Below are 12845 nucleotides of genomic sequence, written 5' to 3'. Positions count from 1 at the left end.
TGACGCACACCACTAGTCACGGAATCTCCCCGTTGTGTGTGACACCCGGTGGAACACGTGGTGACCGAATGACATGTGCGCACCGACACAGGGAGTGGCGCGACCGGTGTGGTCCCGTGAAAGGATGGGGCGCCCGTGCACCGGAGCCGAGCGGAATGTCCTGGTCGGAGCTGGTGCGCAGGGCGTGTCTGGCAGCTGAGGCGAGAGGACCGGAGCGTACGTGAGCGAGAACCAGAACCTCCTCGCGGAGCAGCGCCGCGCCCTGATCCTGGACGAGGTCCGACGCCGGGGCGGCGTGCGGGTCAACGAGCTGACCCGCAAGCTCGGCGTGTCGGACATGACCGTGCGCCGGGACCTGGACGCGCTGGCCCGGCAGGGCGTTCTGGAGAAGGTGCACGGCGGCGCGGTGCCGGTGGTCGAGGCGAGCACCCACGAGCCGGGGTTCGAGGCCAAGTCGGGGCTGGAGCTGACCGCCAAGGAGGACATCGCCCGGGCCGCCGCCGAGCTGGTCGTGCCGGGGACGGCGATCGCCCTGTCCGGCGGTACGACGACGTACGCGCTGGCCCATCAGCTCCTGGAGGTCCCCGACCTCACCGTGGTGACGAACTCGGTGCGGGTCGCGGACGTCTTCCACGCGGCCCAGCGGGTCTCGGGGCAGCGTCAGGGCGCGGCGACCGTCGTCCTGACCGGCGGGGTGCGCACGCCGTCCGACTCACTGGTGGGCCCGGTGGCCGACCAGGCGATCGCGGCGCTCCACTTCGACCTGCTGTTCCTCGGCGTGCACGGCATATCGGTCGAGGCCGGCCTCTCCACCCCGAACCTCGCGGAGGCGGAGACCAACCGCCGCCTGGTGCAGTCGGCCCGGCGGGTCGTGGTGGTCGCCGACCACACCAAGTGGGGCACGGTGGGCCTGAGTTCGTTCGCCAAGCTGGAGCAGGTCGACACGCTGGTCACCGACGCGGGCCTGCCGGCCGCGGCGCGTGCGGAGATCTCCGAGCATCTGCGCCGGCTGGTCGTGGCGGGTGAGACGGAGGACTGATCGCGGCGGCGGTACAGACATCTGACGGGCCGCCAGTTATCTTGGCGGAGCCGGTCAACCGCCTTCTCGGTCCTGGGGGTTCTCGCCCATGCCGCGCCAACTGCGCCCCGTGGAGCTCGAATTCGTCGAAACCGCGCCCGTACGCCTGGTCTTCGCACAGCAGATGTCCGCACCGCCCGGGCGGGTCTTCCACGCGCTCAACGACGACGTGCCCGGCTGGGCGGAGTGGTTCGCCGCGGTGACCCGCGCCGAGTCCGTCGACGACGGCGCCGGGCGTGACATCCGGCTCAAGGGCGGCGGCTGGTTCCGGGAGACGGTCATCGCGGCCAAGGAGGCGGAGGTGTACGCCTACCGGGTGGACCGCACCAACGCGCCCGGTGCGCACGCCATCGCCGAGGAGTGGCGGCTGGTGCCGTCCGACGGCGGGACTCGAGTGCAGTGGACCTTCGCCGTGGACGGCACGGCCCCCTTCCGCTTCGCGGTCAGGGTGGCGCGTGCGGGCCTCGGCCGGGCCTTCCGGGGCGCGGTCACCGAACTGGACCGGCGCCTTTCGCAGTAGCCGGTAGCCGCCGACTGCCGCTCAGCCCGGCCAGACGCCCGTCTCCAGCAGTGAGTCGATCGCCGCCGCGTACGGCGCGATGTCCAGGCCCTGCCCGGCGAGCCAGGCGTCCGAGTAGTACTTGTCGAGGTAGCGGTCGCCCGGGTCGCACAGCAGGGTCACCACGCTCCCGTGCCGGCCCTCGGCCACCATCTCGGCGACGATCTTCAGGGCGCTCCACAGCCCGGTCCCGGTGGAACCGCCGGCCTTCCGCCCGATCGCCCGCTCCAGCGCCCGTACCGCCGCCACGCTCGCCGCGTCCGGGACCTTCATCATCCGGTCGACGGCTCCCGGCACGAAGCTCGGTTCCATGCGCGGCCGTCCGATGCCCTCGATCCGGGATCCGCAGTCGCAGGTGACGTCCGGATCGCCGGTGGTCCAGCCCTCGAAGAAACAGGAGTTCTCGGGGTCGGCGACACAGATCCGGGTGTCGCGCTGGGTGTAGTGCACATAGCGCGCGAGCGTCGCGGAGGTGCCGCCGGTGCCCGCCGTGGCCACGATCCAGGCCGGTTCCGGGAACCGCTCCAACTCCAGCTGGCGGAAGATGGATTCGGCGATGTTGTTGTTGCCGCGCCAGTCGGTGGCCCGTTCGGCGTAGGTGAACTGGTCCATGTAGTGGCCGCCGGTCTCCACCGCGAGACGGCCGGACTCCTCGTACATCTTCCGGGAGTCGTCCACGAAGTGGCACTGCCCGCCGTGGAATTCGATGAGCCGGCACTTCTCGGCACTGGTCGTGCGCGGCATGACGGCGATGAAGGGCACGCCGATCAGCTTCGCGAAGTACGCCTCGGAGACCGCCGTCGAGCCGCTGGACGCCTCGATCACGGGGCGGCCCGGCCGGATCCAGCCATTGCAGAGCCCGTAGAGGAAGAGCGAGCGGGCCAGCCGGTGCTTGAGGCTGCCCGTCGGGTGGGTCGACTCGTCCTTGAGGTAGAGGTCGATGCCCCAGGCCTCGGGCAGCGGGAAGCGCAGCAGGTGGGTGTCCGCCGAGCGCTGCGTGTCGGCCTGGACCTTGCGGACGGCCTCTTTGAGCCAGTCGCGGTACGCGGTGTCACTGCGGTCGACGTCGAGGGTGGCGCCGGTCCGGATCTGCGGGGTGGTGCTCACGGCGGGACTCCTTAGGCTGCGCGCCGACGGCGTTCGAACACGGCCGACAGACCGATCATAGACACCTTGCTCACGCTTCTCACCTGCATAAACGCATCTTTGAGCGCCTCAAAGGCACCCCTGGGGCACCGTGGCGGGATCTCTTCGGGGGCGCATTGCGGCGAGTGCTCCGAGCGCCCCCGGCCCGGCGGGCCGTGCGTACTGGTGCTCCTCGCCGGGGGCGGGCAGACTGCCACCGGACGGGACGAACGTCCCGAACGGGGGCGCACACTGGATCACGACACGAGCCGGTGCACGCCGGCCGGGGCCACAAGCTTCCGGACCGGTGACCGAGGTACTCGAAAAGGGGCGGGGCGGAATGGCGGAGCCGGAGTTCACGGCGATGGGCGTGCGGATCGACAAGCGCCTGCGTTCGCTCACCAGGGCCGGGCAGGTCCGGATAGAGGACGGCAGGCTGCAGCTGCTGACGAGTTACGGCAGCGAGATCGACAGCGCGCCCGTGCAGGCGGTACGGGCCTCCAAGCCGTGGTTCGCGTCGGAGGACCGGGCCCTGGCCGACCTCAACGGCCAGCGCTACTCACTCACTCTGGGTGACCACGATCCGGCGCCGGGCGAGCCCGGGCCGCCCGCGGCGCGCCGCTTCATCGAGGCGGTACGGCGGGCCGCGGGGCGTGACCGCTGAACCACGGCGAGTTGCGGGACCGTACGCACTGGGTCACGCTTGTCTCACGTCACTCTGGGTTTACCGGCGATAACGCTGCGAACCAGCCCGCCGGCCACGACAGCAGGCGGCCCCATGGACGGCGGCACCCTGCTGGATTCGTTCTTCGTGTTCTTCCGGACCTCACGTCGGGGAGTCGCAGTCGTGATCGAACACCCAAGCAGACACTGCTCGGTGGAGCTTCAGGCTTTGCCCTCGCGGATCGGCCAGGTCCGCAGAATCGTATCTGCGCAGTTGCGTTACTGGCGTCTGGACCCGCTCATCGACCGGGCCGCGCTCGGTGTGACGGAGTTGCTCACCAACGTCCACCGGCACGCCCAGCCCGACAAGAACTGCACCGTGGAGATCGAGCTCCAGCTCGACCGGCTCACGGTGTCGGTCCGCGACCACGATCCGCGTCTTCCCGTGGTCGAGGACGGCACGGAGACCGCGCCGGACGCGACCTGCGGGCGGGGCCTGGCGATGGTGGCCGCGGTCAGCGAGAGCTGGGGCGTACGGCCGCACGACGACGGCAAGGTCGTATGGTTCACCCTGCCCGCGCCCAAGCCGGCCCGCTCACCGCGCCGTACGGCCGAGCCGGCCGCCCACCGCGTCGTCGGACCGGAACCCGCGGCCCCGGGTGCGCCCGCTCCCGTACGTACGACGGCGCCGGCGCCGACTCCCGCACACGCGACGGCCGGACCCCCGGCCCCCGCGCGCGCTCACGCGACGGCGGGGCCCCCCGCGCACGCCGCGGCCGGACCCTCCGTCCCCGCGCACGCGACCGTCGGCACCCCCGTCGCCGCACCCGCGACGGCCGGGCCTTCCGCCCCCGCGCACGCGACGGCCGGATCCTCCGCCCCCGCCCCCGCGACCGTCGGCGCCCCCGTCGCCACACCCGCTCCCGCGACGGCCGTCGCCCCGGCCCCCGCACACGCTCCCGCCCGCTCGGCTGTCGCCAGTTGAGCGGGCGGTGAGCCTTGTTGTCCCCCGGACCTACTCCATGGCGATCGCCCGCAGCACGTCCAGGCGGGCCGCCCGCCGGGCCGGGCGCAGGCCCGCGAGGGCGCCCGCCGCCAGCCCGACCAGTGCCACGACCGCCAGCCGGCCCGGCGGGAGAGCGAAGGCGAACGCGGTGTCGCTCGTACCGTCCGAGGCCCTGACCAGGACCCAGCCGAGGAACGCGCCGAGGCCCAGCCCGCCGGCCGTGCCGAAGGCGGCGACCAGGACCGACTCCCAGCGGACCATGGCCCGCAGCTGGGGGCGGGTCTGGCCGACGGCCCGCAACAGGCCGAGTTCCCGGGTGCGTTCGTGGAGGGCCAGGGTCAGGGTGTTGGCGATGCCGAGCAGCGCGATGAGCACGGCGAGCGCGAGCAGCGCGTAGACGAGGGTGAGCATCATGTCGATGCCGCCGGCCGAGGACTGCGCGTACTCGTCCCGGGTCTGCACCCGCGGGTCGCCGTACCGTGCGGCCACCCTGGTCACCGCGGCCTTGCCCGCGTCGGCGCCCACCCCGGGCCTGAGGGTGACGGCCACCAGGGTGTCGGAGTCCTGGATGCGGTGCGGGGCCCAGGCGGCGCGGGTGATGACGTAGTCGCCGGCGAGTTCGGAGCGGCCGTAGACCGCGCGGACGGTGAAGTCCTGCTCCGTGCCGTCGGTGAAGGTGAGGCGGGCGGTGTCGCCGGTGCGCAGGTGCCGCCGGTCGGCCTCGGTCCGGGTGACGGCGATGCCGTCGGTGCCGAGCCGGGTGAGCGAGCCCTGGACGGTGCCGAGGTCGAAGGTGCGGGCGAGGGCGGCCGGGTCGGTGACGGTCAGCGCGCGTCCCTTGCCGTCGACCTCGGCGACCCCGCGGCCGAGTCCGACGGCGGTGTCCACCTCGGGCAGCCGCTGGACGGCCGAGGCCAGCCGGGGGCTGAGTCCGCTGCCGCCCGCACCGAAGGACGGGTTGCTGACGGCGAGGTCGCCGGCGAAGGACCGGGAGACGGTCTGGTCCATGGTGGCCTTCAGGGACGCGCCGAACACGGTGAACAGCGAGACCACGGCCACGCCGATCATCAGCGCGCTCGCGGTGGCGGCGGTCCGCCGGGGGCTGCGCAGCGCGTTGCGCCGGGCGAGGGCGCCGGTCACTCCGCGCAGCCGGTCCAGGGGGCCGCCGAGCAGTCGTACCACCGTGGTGGCGGCGACCGGGCCCAGGACCACGAAGGAGACCAGGGCCAGCAGGGCGCCGAGCCCGGCGAGCCAGACGGACGGTGAGACCAGGACGCCGGTGAGCGCGAGGGCGACGGCCAGCGCGCCGAGGCCCGCGCCGAGCACGGCACGGAGGCCGGACGCGCCCGAGGAGTCGACGGCGGTCTCGCGCAGGGCGGCCAGCGGTGCGGTGCGTCCGGCGCGTACGGCGGGCAGCAGCGCGGAGCCCAGGCAGACGATCACGCCGACCACGAGCGGGAGGGCCATCGAGAGCGACGTGATGACCAAATCGCCGCCGGGGAAGGGGAATCCGATCGCCGGGAAGAGCGCCTGCAGCCCGGCAGCGACCCCGATGCCGCCCGCGAGTCCGGCGGCGGACGCGGTGACCGCCACCACGCTCGCCTCGGTCAGGGTGGACACGGCCACCTGGCGACGGGAGGCGCCGAGGGCCCGCAACAGGGCGTTCTCACGGGTGCGTTGGGCGACGACGATGGCGAAGGTGTTGTGGATGGAGAAGGTCGCGACCAGCAGGGCGACCCCGGAGAAGACCAGCAGGAAGGTGGTGAAGACGGTCAGGAACTGGCTGGAGATCATGTCGGTGTTCTCCTGCGCCGCCTGCCGGCCGGTGATGGCCTCGACTCCCTTGGGCAGTACGGGAGTCAGCCGGTCGACCAGTTCCTTCTGGCCGACGCCGGGACCGGCCCGGACCAGGATGGAGGCCGCCTCGCCGGGCTTCGCCGTGAGGTACTTCTCGGCGTCGGCGCGGGTCATGCCGGTGAAGGTCACCTGGGCCATGCCGTCCTCGCCGCCGAAGGTCGCGAGGCCGACGATCGTCACCTTCACCGGGTCCGGGGTGCGCAGCACGGTCGTGTCGCCGATCCTCAGGCCGCCCTTCTCGGCGGCGCCCCGGTTGACCACGACCTCCCCGGACCTGGCGGGGGCGCGGCCCTCCGCGATCCGGTAGGAGTTGAGCTGCGGGTCGGTGATCCAGTTGCCGGCCAGGGTCGGCGGGCCCTTGCCGCCGACGGGTTCGCCGTCGGCGCCGACCAGCTGTCCGGCGCCCTGGATGTCGGGCGCGGCGGCCGCGACGCCGGGCACCCGTTCGACGGCGTCCACCAGGGACGTGGGGACGGGCTGTCGTACCCCTTGGGCCTCGCCCGGTGTGGTGATGGCGTCGGCGCCGCGCACCACGGCGTCGGTGCCGCTGGTGGCCTCGCCGAACATCGAGTCGAAGCTCGCGCGCAGGGTGTCGCCCATGACCAGGGTCCCGGCCAGGAAGGCGACCCCGAGGAAGACGGCGAGGAAGGTGCCGGCGAACCGGCGGCGGTGGGCGCGCAGGGAGGACAGGCTCAGCCGTACGGAGGCGTTCACGACCGCACCTCGAAGGCCTTCATCCGGTCCAGGACCGTGTCGGCGGTCGGGGACTGCATCCGGTCGACCAGCCGCCCGTCGGCGAGGAAGACGACCTCGTCGGCGTGGGCGGCGGCCACCGGGTCGTGGGTGACCATGACGACCGTGCGGCCGGTGCGCCGTACGGTGTCGCCGAGCAGGCCGAGGACCTCGGCGCCGGAGCGGGAGTCGAGGTTGCCGGTGGGCTCGTCGGCGAAGACGACCTCGGGGCGGCCGGCGAACGCCCGGGCCACGGCGACGCGTTGCTGCTGGCCGCCGGAGAGTTCGGAGGGGCGGTGGTGCAGCCGGTCGCGCAGTCCGACGACGTCGACGAGCGCGTCGATCCACTCCGGGTCGCCGCGGCCGCCCGCCAGGTCCAGCGGCAGGGTGATGTTCTCCGCGACGGTCAGCGTCGGCAGCAGATTGAACGCCTGGAAGACGAAGCCGACCCGGTCGCGGCGCAGCAGCGTCAGCCGCCGGTCGTCGAGCGGGCCCAGCTCGGTGTCGCCGATCCAGGCGGCGCCGGAGGTGAGGGTGTCGAGGCCGGCCGCGCAGTGCATCAGGGTGGACTTGCCGGAGCCCGAAGGGCCCATGATCGCGGTGAAGCGGCCCGCCGGGAACGCCACGTCCACGCCGTCCAGGGCGCGTACGGCGGTGTCGCCACCGCCGTACACCTTCACCGCGCCCACGACCCGGGCCGCGGACCGTACCGCTGTCGTCGTGGTCATGCCGCACCGCCCTTGCCGAGGCGGCCGAAGTGCTCCTCCAGGACCGACAGCCGGCGCCAGTACTCGTCCTCGTCGATCTCACCGGCGGCGAAGCGGCGGCCGAGGACCGCGAGCGGCGAGTCGCCGGCCGGACGGCCCGCGTCCATCGGGCGCCAGGGGCCGCCGCGTCCGCGCCAGAGGGTTCGGCGCAGGAAGGTGACGGCGCCAATCACGACGGCCGCCCAGATCAGCGGGAAGAACAGGATCCACGGGCCGGGCCCGCCGTCCCAGTTCGCCAGGGTCTGCATCTCGGTTCGACTCCCTTGTCAGAGGCTCGGGGTGTACTGCGTCGAGACTGGCCGCGGGACGGGGTCCGGGTCGTCGTGCGGCCGGCGGCAGTGGCCGTACCTCCCGGGGAGTACACGGGCCGACGGCGCCTGCTCCCAGCCGGGCCGCGGACACACGGACCGGCAGGCTCACGGACTGGCGGACTGTACCTACTAGTATGTACAGTGCTCGCATGAGCACGTCGGAGCGGTTGATCGAGTCCACCCGTGAGCTGCTGTGGGAGCGGGGTTACGTCGGCACCAGCCCCAAGGCGATCCTGGAGCGCGCCGGAGCCGGCCAGGGCAGCATGTACCACCACTTCACGGGCAAGCCGGACCTGGCGCTGGCCGCGATCCGGCGGACCGCCCGGGAACTCCTGGCCACCGCCGAGGGGGTACTGACCGGGCCGGGCACGCCGTACGAAAGGATCGAGGCGTATCTGCTGCGGGAGCGCGATGTGCTGCGCGGCTGCCCGGTCGGCCGGCTGACCATGGACCCGGACATCATCGCGAGCGACGAACTGCGGGCGCCGGTCGACGAGACACTGGACCGGATCCGGGAGTTGATCGCCGGAATCGTCGAAGAGGGCAGGACGCAGGGGCAGTTCGGGCCCCGGGTGGACGGCGAGGAGATCGCCGCCACCGTCCTCGCGACCGTGCAGGGCGGCTACGTCCTCGCCCGCGCCTCCGGTTCACCCGCCGCGTTCGACGCCGGCGTGCGCGGACTGCTGTCTCTGCTGAGGAGTTGACGTACATGCACATCACCAGGAACCGCCCCGACACCCGGCAGGGCTCGGCGGAGCACTTCACCGGCACGGTCTGGCTGGACGAGGTGGCCGCGCCCGCCGCCCCGTCCCGGCTGCGGCTGTTCAACGTCCACTTCGCACCCGGCGCCCACACCGCCTGGCACCGGCACCCGCACGGCCAGGTGCTGCACGTCCTGGAGGGCGAGGGGCTGGTGCAGCGCAGGGGCGGCGAGGTGGCGGCGATCCGCGCGGGCGACACGGTGTGGATCGAGCCGGACGAGTGGCACTGGCACGGCGCCGGTCCCCGCACCTTCATGACGCATCTCGCGGTCGTGGAGGCCGCGCAGGACGGCACGACCGCCGAGTGGCACGAGCACGTGACCGACTACCCCGCCTGACCCGGCCCGCGAAGGGAACCGCGCCATGCACGCCATGCAGTACGAGTTCGTACTCCCCGCGGACTACGACATGGGCATCATCCGTTCCCGGGTGGCCCGCGTCGGGCACCTGCTCGACGACTGGAACGGCCTCGGCATCAAGACGTACCTCCTGCGCGAGCGCGGTGTGCACGGCTCACCGGTGAACCAGTACGGGCCGTTCTACCTCTGGAACACCGTGGCGGGAATGAACGAATTCCTCTGGGGAGGCGCCTTCCAGGGCCCCGTCGACGACTTCGGGCGACCACGGATCCGGCAGTGGACGGGCCTGGCGTTCGAGGAGGGCACCGCCGCCGGCTCCCCCGCCTCGCTCGCCGTCCGGCGGCGCCAACCGGTGCCCGAGGGCGTGAAGTTGGCCGCGTTCATGGCGGAGGCCGCGGCCGAGACCGGGCGGCTGGCCGCCGAGGACGGTGCCGTGCTGGCCGCGTCCGCCGTGGACACGCACGCCTGGGAACTGGTCCACTTCTCGCTCTGGGAACACGACGCGGCCATGGCCGAGGGCGACGTCTTCCAGGTGCTGCACCTGTCACAACCGGGGCGTGCCGGGCTGCCGCGCGGACGGCAGTGGTGAGCGCGGTCCGTACGGTCCTCGGTGACATCCGGCCCGAGGACCTGGGCGTGTGCGACGCGCACGACCACCTCTTCCTGCGCAGCCCCCGGCTCCCGGACCAGGAGCTGAACGACGCGACCGCCGCGCGGGCCGAACTGGAGGCGTTCCGGGCCGCGGGCGGCGCGGCCGTCGTCCAGTGGACCCCGTACGGGATGGGACGGCGGGCCGCCGACCTGCCCCTGCTCTCCCGCGCTGCCGGAGTGCACCTGATCTGCGCGACGGGACTGCACCAGGCGGCCCACTACGCCCCTGAGTTGCTCGACCGCCTGCGCGGCGGGCTCGCCGACCTCTTCGTCGACGAGCTGACCCGGGGCATCGGCACCTCAGGGGTGCGCGCCGGACTCATCAAGGTGGCGGGCGGCTTCCACGCCCTCGACGCCCACGCCCGCTGGACGATGACGGCGGCGGCCGAGGCACACCGCGCGACGGGCGCCCCGATCGCCGTCCACCTGGAGCTGGGCACCGCCGCACTGGACGTACTCGACCTCCTCTGCGGGAAGTTGGGCGTCCCCGGCGACCGCGTGATCCTCGGCCACCTCAACCGCTCCCCCGACCTCGTCCTCCAGCGCGAGGCCGCCGCCTCCGGCTGCTGGCTCGCCTTCGACGGCCCCTCCCGGGCCCATCACGCCACCGACTGGCGCATGCCGGAAGCGGTGCGCTCCCTGTCCGAGGCCGGCTTCGGGGACCGGCTGCTGCTGGGCGGCGACACCGTGGTGGCGGGCGCGCGATCCGTGGACGGCGGGCCCGGCATGCCGTATCTGCTACGGCGGGTACGGCCACGGCTGGTGGCGGAGCTGGGCGCCGAGCAGGTCGACCGGATCCTGACCGCCAACCCGGCCCGGGCGTTCGCGGTGGAAGGGCGTTAGGCCACGAAGACGCCGCGCCGGGGGGGTGCTGTGGTGTCTGCCGGTGCGGCCGGGTCGGGCCCGGGCGTTACTGCAGCGCCCCCAGCGGGTCGTCCAGGACCGGCTGCCAGGCCAACTCGGCTGCTCCGACAAGGCTGTTGTGGCTCAGGGTGCAGGGCAGGATCGGGACGCCGCCGCTCTGGCCCCACAGGCTTCGGTCGGCGACGACGGCGCGCAGTCGTTCCGGGTCGGCGTCCAGGAGGGTGCGGTGCAGGCCGCCGAGGATGATGCGGTCGGGGTTGAGGATGTTGACCAGTCCGGCGAGGCCCAGGCCGAGGCGGTCGATGAGGGCCTCGGCGGCTCTGCGGACCGTCGGGTCGTCGTAGTGGTCGCGGACCAGGTCCTCGGCCTGCCGGAGGAGCGACACCTCGGGGCCGGGCTCGCGGCCCGCCTCGACGAGCAGCGCCAGCGGGTCCGCCTCGACGTCCAGGCAGCCCCGGCTGCCGCAGTGGCAGGGGCGGCCCTCCGGGTTCACGGTGAGGTGGCCGACCTCCAGCGCGAGCCCCGAACTCCCCGTGTGCAGACGGCCGTCCAGGACCAGCGCGCCGCCGACGCCCCGGTGCCCGGTGGCCACGCACAGCAGGTCCCGGGCGCCCCGGCCGGCGCCGTGCCGGTGCTCGGCGAGCGCGGCCAGGTTGACGTCGTTGCCCGCGAACGCCGGGCCGGTGATCCCGGCCGCGCGCACGCACTCCGCGAAGATCCGGCGCACCGGCGCGCCCACCGGCCAGGCCAGGTGCAGCGGGTTGAGGGCCAGGCCCTCCGGTTCGGCGACGGCGGACGGCACGGCGAGTCCGGCGCCGACGCAGCGGCGGCCGGTCGTGCCGAGCAGGTCGGCGCCCGCCTCGACGACCGAGCCGAGCACCTTCGCCGGGTCGGCGTCGACCGCCTCGCAGCCGGGCGCGGTCGCGACGATACAGCCGCCGAGGCCGACCAGCGCCGCGCGGAAACCGTCCGCGTGGACCTGCGCGGCCAGCACGACCGGGCCGTTCTCGGCGACCTCCAGGCGGTGCGAGGGCCGGCCCTGGGATCCGGCGGCGGCGCCCGGGTGGGCGTCGACCGTGATCAGGCCGAGCGCCTCCAGTTCGGCGGCGACCGCGCCGGCGGTGGCCCGGGTGACGCCGAGTTCGGCGGTGAGCACGGCGCGGGTGGGGGCACGGCCGGTGTGCACGAGTTCCAAGGCGGGGCCGAGTGCGCCGCGTCCTCTGTCCAACCGGGTCTTCGAGGTCCCTTCCCCCGTCGGGCGGGGGGCCGCATTGCCGCTCATGAGAGGGAGTCTGCCATGATCCGTAGGAGGGGCAGTATCAAAGGTGCGGCGTCGTCGGGGCTGGTCGCGCAGTTCCCCGCGCCCCCAAGGGGCGCGGCTCAGCTGAGGTCGGTCAAAAGCCGCTCACTCTCAGCGTGACGTTCAAGCGCCCGGTCAGGCCCAGCTCCGCCGGTGCCGTGCCCGGGTACACCCTCGGCACCCCGTGGTAGGCGAGTCTCGACTCTCCGCCGAACACGAACAGGTCGCCCGACCTCAGTTCCACGTCCGTGTAAGGCCTCCCCCTGCTCTCCGTGTTGCCGAAGCGGAACACGCAGGTGTCTCCCAGGCTCAGGGACACCACCGGCGCGGGGGAGCGTTCGTCGGCGTCGCGGTGCATGCCCATGCGGGCGTCCGCGTCGTAGAAGTTGATCAGTGCGATGTCGTACGACAATCCGCCGACCGCCGCCGGGCCGAGCGCGTCGGTCACCGCGCGGCGGGCCAGGTCGTCCAGCCGGGCCGGGAAGGGCTTCACGGGGCTGTGGTCGCCGTCGACGACGGTGCGGGCGTAGGCGTAGGGGTACCAGTGCCAGCCCAGGCAGACCTGGCGGGCGGTCATGGTGCCGCCGCCGGGGGTGCGGACCGTGCGCAGGCCCGCCGGAGGCCGGGCCCAGTCACGGCAGGCGGTCAGCAGCGCGCGCTGCCGGTCCGGGTCGAGCCAGTCGGGGACGTGCACGGCGCCCGGCGCGAGGGGGGCGCGCGCCCTCGGGAACAGCTCATCCTCCATGCCCCCATCCTGCCCGACCGGGTCTGAGCTGGGGCTCCGCTAGCCTGGACCCACGATGAGCGACCGT

13 protein-coding genes and 1 pseudogene are annotated in these 12845 nt (G+C 73.4%); 8 read left to right on the top strand and 6 right to left on the bottom strand.

Annotated features, from left to right (window positions below; translation table 11 throughout):
* The first annotated feature begins 220 nt into the window (after positions 1 to 220).
* Together ACGFZS_RS33370 and ACGFZS_RS33365 are read left to right on the top strand one after the other, a co-directional pair.
* Positions 221 to 1039 (top strand): DeoR/GlpR family DNA-binding transcription regulator, encoded by an 819-nt coding sequence (locus ACGFZS_RS33370; protein WP_355721689.1) that lies wholly within the window; start codon positions 221 to 223, stop codon positions 1037 to 1039.
* An 88-nt stretch (positions 1040 to 1127) separates the two neighbouring features.
* Positions 1128 to 1598: an SRPBCC family protein gene (locus ACGFZS_RS33365; protein ID WP_393798212.1), complete on the top strand. Its 471-nt coding sequence runs from the start codon at positions 1128 to 1130 to the stop codon at positions 1596 to 1598.
* Between the two features lie 21 nt (positions 1599 to 1619).
* Here ACGFZS_RS33365 and ACGFZS_RS33360 read toward each other — a convergent pair whose 3' ends face one another.
* A complete protein-coding gene (locus tag ACGFZS_RS33360) occupies positions 1620 to 2744 on the bottom strand; it encodes a PLP-dependent cysteine synthase family protein (protein WP_393798211.1) in 1125 nt (374 codons plus the stop codon).
* Between the two features lie 358 nt (positions 2745 to 3102).
* Here ACGFZS_RS33360 and ACGFZS_RS33355 point away from each other — a divergent pair, with 358 nt between their 5' ends.
* Together ACGFZS_RS33355 and ACGFZS_RS33350 are read left to right on the top strand one after the other, a co-directional pair.
* Complete coding sequence (locus tag ACGFZS_RS33355; RefSeq protein WP_355721680.1) at positions 3103 to 3426, top strand: hypothetical protein; 324 nt, start codon at positions 3103 to 3105, stop codon at positions 3424 to 3426.
* A gap of 183 nt (positions 3427 to 3609) precedes the next feature.
* Positions 3610 to 4020, top strand: a pseudogene (locus ACGFZS_RS33350) (ATP-binding protein); the annotation flags it as partial.
* A 420-nt stretch (positions 4021 to 4440) separates the two neighbouring features.
* On the opposite strand, the gene ACGFZS_RS33345 reads toward ACGFZS_RS33350, so the two are convergent.
* Genes ACGFZS_RS33345 through ACGFZS_RS33335 form a run of 3 tightly spaced genes read right to left on the bottom strand, consistent with a single transcriptional unit; the run spans position 4441 to position 8035 of the window.
* Positions 4441 to 7002, bottom strand: coding sequence for an ABC transporter permease (locus tag ACGFZS_RS33345; protein ID WP_393798210.1), 2562 nt, complete (start codon positions 7000 to 7002; stop codon positions 4441 to 4443).
* Complete coding sequence (locus tag ACGFZS_RS33340; RefSeq protein ID WP_393798209.1) at positions 6999 to 7748, bottom strand: ABC transporter ATP-binding protein; 750 nt, start codon at positions 7746 to 7748, stop codon at positions 6999 to 7001. The genes ACGFZS_RS33345 and ACGFZS_RS33340 overlap by 4 nt, the downstream gene beginning before the upstream one ends.
* On the bottom strand, positions 7745 to 8035 hold the full coding sequence (locus ACGFZS_RS33335; RefSeq protein ID WP_365689216.1) for an SHOCT domain-containing protein: 291 nt from the start codon (positions 8033 to 8035) through the stop codon (positions 7745 to 7747). Before ACGFZS_RS33335 ends, ACGFZS_RS33340 begins: the two co-directional genes overlap by 4 nt.
* A 197-nt stretch (positions 8036 to 8232) precedes the next feature.
* Here ACGFZS_RS33335 and ACGFZS_RS33330 point away from each other — a divergent pair, with 197 nt between their 5' ends.
* Genes ACGFZS_RS33330 through ACGFZS_RS33315 form a run of 4 tightly spaced genes read left to right on the top strand, consistent with a single transcriptional unit; the run spans position 8233 to position 10712 of the window.
* The gene (locus tag ACGFZS_RS33330) at positions 8233 to 8802 is read left to right on the top strand and encodes a TetR/AcrR family transcriptional regulator (RefSeq protein WP_393798208.1); all 570 of its coding nucleotides are present in this window, start codon (positions 8233 to 8235) and stop codon (positions 8800 to 8802) included.
* 5 nt (positions 8803 to 8807) lie between these two features.
* Positions 8808 to 9197 carry a cupin domain-containing protein gene (locus tag ACGFZS_RS33325; RefSeq protein WP_393546754.1) on the top strand — a complete coding sequence of 130 codons (390 nt, stop codon included), beginning with the start codon at positions 8808 to 8810 and terminating at the stop codon, positions 9195 to 9197.
* Between the two features lie 25 nt (positions 9198 to 9222).
* On the top strand, positions 9223 to 9807 hold the full coding sequence (locus ACGFZS_RS33320; protein WP_393798207.1) for a DUF4865 family protein: 585 nt from the start codon (positions 9223 to 9225) through the stop codon (positions 9805 to 9807).
* Positions 9804 to 10712: a phosphotriesterase gene (locus ACGFZS_RS33315; protein WP_393798206.1), complete on the top strand. Its 909-nt coding sequence runs from the start codon at positions 9804 to 9806 to the stop codon at positions 10710 to 10712. The genes ACGFZS_RS33320 and ACGFZS_RS33315 overlap by 4 nt, the downstream gene beginning before the upstream one ends.
* A 67-nt stretch (positions 10713 to 10779) precedes the next feature.
* On the opposite strand, the gene ACGFZS_RS33310 is transcribed toward ACGFZS_RS33315, so the two are convergent.
* Positions 10780 to 12015 (bottom strand): ROK family protein, encoded by a 1236-nt coding sequence (locus ACGFZS_RS33310; protein WP_393798205.1) that lies wholly within the window; start codon positions 12013 to 12015, stop codon positions 10780 to 10782.
* Between the two features lie 112 nt (positions 12016 to 12127).
* On the bottom strand, positions 12128 to 12778 hold the full coding sequence (locus tag ACGFZS_RS33305) for an alpha-ketoglutarate-dependent dioxygenase AlkB family protein (RefSeq protein ID WP_393798204.1): 651 nt from the start codon (positions 12776 to 12778) through the stop codon (positions 12128 to 12130).
* Positions 12779 to 12845: the final 67 nt, after the last annotated feature.

Source organism: Streptomyces sp. NPDC048288 (genome assembly GCF_043201555.1).
Lineage (GTDB): Bacteria > Actinomycetota > Actinomycetes > Streptomycetales > Streptomycetaceae > Streptomyces.
The sequence above is the reverse complement of the archived record's forward strand: the minus strand, read 5'-3'. Positions and strand labels throughout refer to the sequence as shown.